The 3,489-nt window shown below is 71.6% G+C and carries 2 protein-coding genes and 1 pseudogene; 2 read left to right on the forward strand and 1 reads right to left on the reverse strand.

Annotated features, from left to right (window positions below; all coding sequences use genetic code 11):
* A pseudogene (locus CCN44_RS47555) lies at positions 1–1,766 on the reverse strand (HAMP domain-containing protein); the annotation flags it as partial.
* 250 nt (positions 1,767–2,016) lie between these two features.
* Between CCN44_RS47555 and CCN44_RS38240 the strand changes: the two are divergent.
* Together CCN44_RS38240 and CCN44_RS38245 are read left to right on the forward strand one after the other, a co-directional pair.
* A complete protein-coding gene (locus CCN44_RS38240) occupies positions 2,017–2,976 on the forward strand; it encodes an ABC transporter substrate-binding protein (protein WP_086703427.1) in 960 nt (319 codons plus the stop codon).
* Positions 2,977–3,141: 165 nt separating this feature from the next.
* A partial coding sequence (locus CCN44_RS38245; RefSeq protein WP_158103207.1) for an aromatic amino acid lyase occupies positions 3,142–3,489 on the forward strand: 348 nt, incomplete at its 3' end.

A 3,489-nucleotide genomic window follows, 5' to 3' on the forward strand; every position in this document is an offset into this window, starting at 1 on the left:
GCCGCTCCCGGCGGATCAGCCGGGCGTTCTCCTCGGCGAGCCGCTCGGCGCTCATGCCGAGGCCGTGGTCGGTGATCACCACGTGCGTGCCCTCGGCGCTCGACCGGACGGTGACCTCGACGGGGCTGCCCTCCGGCGAGAACGACACCGCGTTCTCCAGCAGTTCGGCCGTCATCAGCGTGAGGTCACCGATGACGTCCGGCTCGACCAGGACGTCCGACGCGGCGTACAGCCGTACCCGCCGATAGCCCTCGATCTGCCCGAGCGCGGCCCGCACGACGGTGGACAGCGCCGTCGGCCCCGCGTCCAGCACGGTCTCGCGGATGCCGGCCAGCAGCATCAGGCTGTCGGCGTTGCGACGCAGGCGTACGGCGATGTGGTCGATGGAGTACAACCGCTCCAGCAGCGCCGGGTCNNGACAGGTTGGAGACCCGGCGGCCGACGTTGCCGAACATCTCCGCGGTGTTGCGGCGGCTGAGCACCTGGCGTTCCAGCAGGGCGGCGGCGGTGGTCTGTACCCGGTTGAAGGCCTCCGCCAGATCGCCGATCTCGTCGCGGGCCGTGACCGGCATGTCCCGCAGCCGGGGCGGCCCGTCGTCCTCGGTGTCGTCGTCGGCCACCCGGGCCAGTTCGCGTCCCGCCACCTCGGCGACCTCCCGCGCCGCTCCGGTGAGCGCCTGCACGGGCCGGACCACCGAGCGGCGCACCAGCACCGCGAAGGCGATCCACAGCGCGAAGGCGAGCAGCGAGCCGCTCAGCAGCAGACCGGCCCGCCAGCGGGCGGAGTCGGCGGCGGCGTCGGCCCGGTCGGCGATCTGGCCGATCAGCGCGGTGGTGATCTCCAGCCGGGCGGCGGCCTGTTCGGGATAGGCGGGGTAGTCGGCCAGCGCCTCCCGCACCGCCCGCCGCAACTGCGCCTGGTCGTCCGTCTGCAACCGGCCGACGTCCACCTGGAGTTCGGCGTAGGCATCGGCGATCTTCCGCTGTGCCCGCGTGTGTTCGATGCCGGAGAGCCGCTCGGCCTGCGCCTCGGTGGCGAACCGGCCGAACCGCTCGGCCTGGTGGGTGTAGAGGTCGTAGGCGCCGACCGCGCTGGTGAACTCGATGAGCGCGTTGGTGTCGCCCGTGGTGGCGGCGAACACGTTGGTCTCGAAGGCACCGTGGGCGGCGTCCGCGCGCAGCAGGGAGTCCAGCAGGTTGCCGGTGAAGGTCTCGGCGAGGTCGGCGTTGCGGTCGAGTCCGAGGCCGTCGATCAGCCCCTGGGCCGCGCCCGCGTAGGCCGGGTCGATGTTGTCGGCGGGCAGGTACGACTGCTCCACCGAGGTGCGCAGGCTGGTGAGGCCCTCGACCCCGCGCAGGGCCTGCGCCTCGCGCTGCGGCAGCCGGTCGCCGAAGGCCGCGCGCACCTCGGCCACCTGGGAGTCGACGGCGTGCTGTGCCGCGCGGTAGGCGGACGTGGACGGCCGCGCGTCCCCGGACTCGTAGCGTGTCGAGAGCAGGATGGCCTGCTGGTGCTCGGCCTCCACCCGGTCCATCAGCCGCGCCACCTGCGCGCTGTCCCGCACCAACCGGGCCGCGGCGGACGCGCTGGACGACTGCCGCACCAGGTCCGTGAAGAGGTACGCCAGCAGGCCCGCGATGACCGCGAGGGGGACGCCGACGAGCAGGTTGAGCTTGCGGCGGAAGGGCCAGCGGTCGGCGAACGCCCGTGCTCCGCCCCGGTCGTGGGCGTGCCGGGCGGGTGCGTCCACCTCGATCGTGGACACCGGGCCTCCTTCATGGGTGTCTGGTCCGGGGAGACGTCAGTCCCGCGACACCGAGGCGGGCCCCGCGCACCGCTGCGGTCGACGGCCAACTCGCCTGACACTACAGGCCTCTTGAGAGATCGATCAGCTCTCCTTCATCAAGAATCCGTTACGAAGAGACCGCTCTCCGTGCACAAGTGGTCGCAGATCGAGGCCAATCGGTGATCTGCGGCCCTTGACTGACCGAGAACCGGCTGGATTGGATCAGCGCGTGACTTCCACGACCCACATCAGCAGGTCCATCCGGAGGAACCGAGGCGCGGCGGCGGTCGCCCTCGCGGCGGCGACGGCTCTGCTGGCGGGCTGTTCCTCCACGGACGACAAGGACGACAACCCCCTCACGGAGAACAAGGCGAGCGGCGACAGCGTGGTCGTCGGATCCAACAACTTCCCCGAGAGCACCCTGCTCGCCGACATCTACGGCGAGGCTCTCAAGGCCAAGGGGATCAAGGTCACGTACAAGCCGAACATCGGCAGCCGCGAGACCACCTACGGGCTGATCAAGAACGGTTCCATCTCGGTCCTGCCCGAGTACAACGGCGCGCTGCTGGCCTACCTCGACCCGAAGGCGACGCCGAAGACCCTCGGCGCGACCACGAGCGCCATCAACGCCAAGCTGGACTCCAAGCTCACGCTGCTGAACCCTTCGGCGGCGGAGGACAAGGACTCGGTCACCGTCAACGCGGCCACCGCGAAGAAGTACCGGCTCACCGAGAACTCCTCCATCGCCGACCTGAAGGACATCGCGGGGGACCTGGTCATCGGCGCCTCGCCGGAGTTCCAGACCCGGCACCAGGGCCTGGAGGGCCTGAAGTCCGTCTACGGCCTGGAGTTCAAGTCCTTCAAGGCGCTGGACGCGGGCGGCCCGCTCACGCTGGCGGCGCTGAAGAAGGACGCCGTCCAGGTCGCGGACATCTTCACCACGGACCCGAACATCTCCAAGGAGAAGTTCGTCGTCCTCCAGGACCCGAAGAACCTCTTCGGCTTCGAGAACGTCCAGCCGCTCGTCTACAAGAGCGCGCTGTCCCAGGAGGGCGTGGAGGCGCTCAACGCGGTCTCCGCCAAGCTCGACACCGCGACCCTGCTGAAGCTGGACACCGAGGTGCAGCTGGAGAACAAGGACCCGCTGGACGTCGCGAAGGCCTGGCTGAAGTCCGCCGGCCTGGCCTGACGCCGCCGCACTGCCGGGGCGGCGGGGACGGGGCGTACGACCGGAACAGCCGGTAGCCGGTACAGCCGGTACAGCGGAAACGGCGGAGACAGCCGGAACGGCGGAAGCCGCCGACGACCGGGAACGACCGAACGACCGGGAACGACCGAACGACCAGGAACGACCGTGGACGTGCCGACGCGGGTGGCCCCGAACGCCGGGGACACCCGCGTCCTGCTCGACGGCCGCGGCCTCACCCTGCCCGACCTGGTCCGGCTCGCCGACGCCGCGGCCGTGCCCGCCGTCGACCCCGGCGCCCTGGACCGGGTCCGCCGCGCCCGGGAGACGGCCGACCGGCTCGCCGCGACGGGCCGCTGGTACGGCCGCGGCACCGGCGTCGGCGCGCACCGCTCCGTCACCGTCGACCCGGCCGACGAGACCGCCCACGGCCTGCGTCTGCTGCGCAGCCACGCGGGCGGGGCCGGCTCGCTGCTGCCCGCCCGGACGGTCCGCGCGATGCTCGCGGTCCGCGCC

Origin of the sequence: Streptomyces tricolor (assembly GCF_002155905.1) — a bacterium.
In the GTDB taxonomy this organism is placed as follows: Bacteria; Actinomycetota; Actinomycetes; order Streptomycetales; family Streptomycetaceae; genus Streptomyces; species Streptomyces tricolor.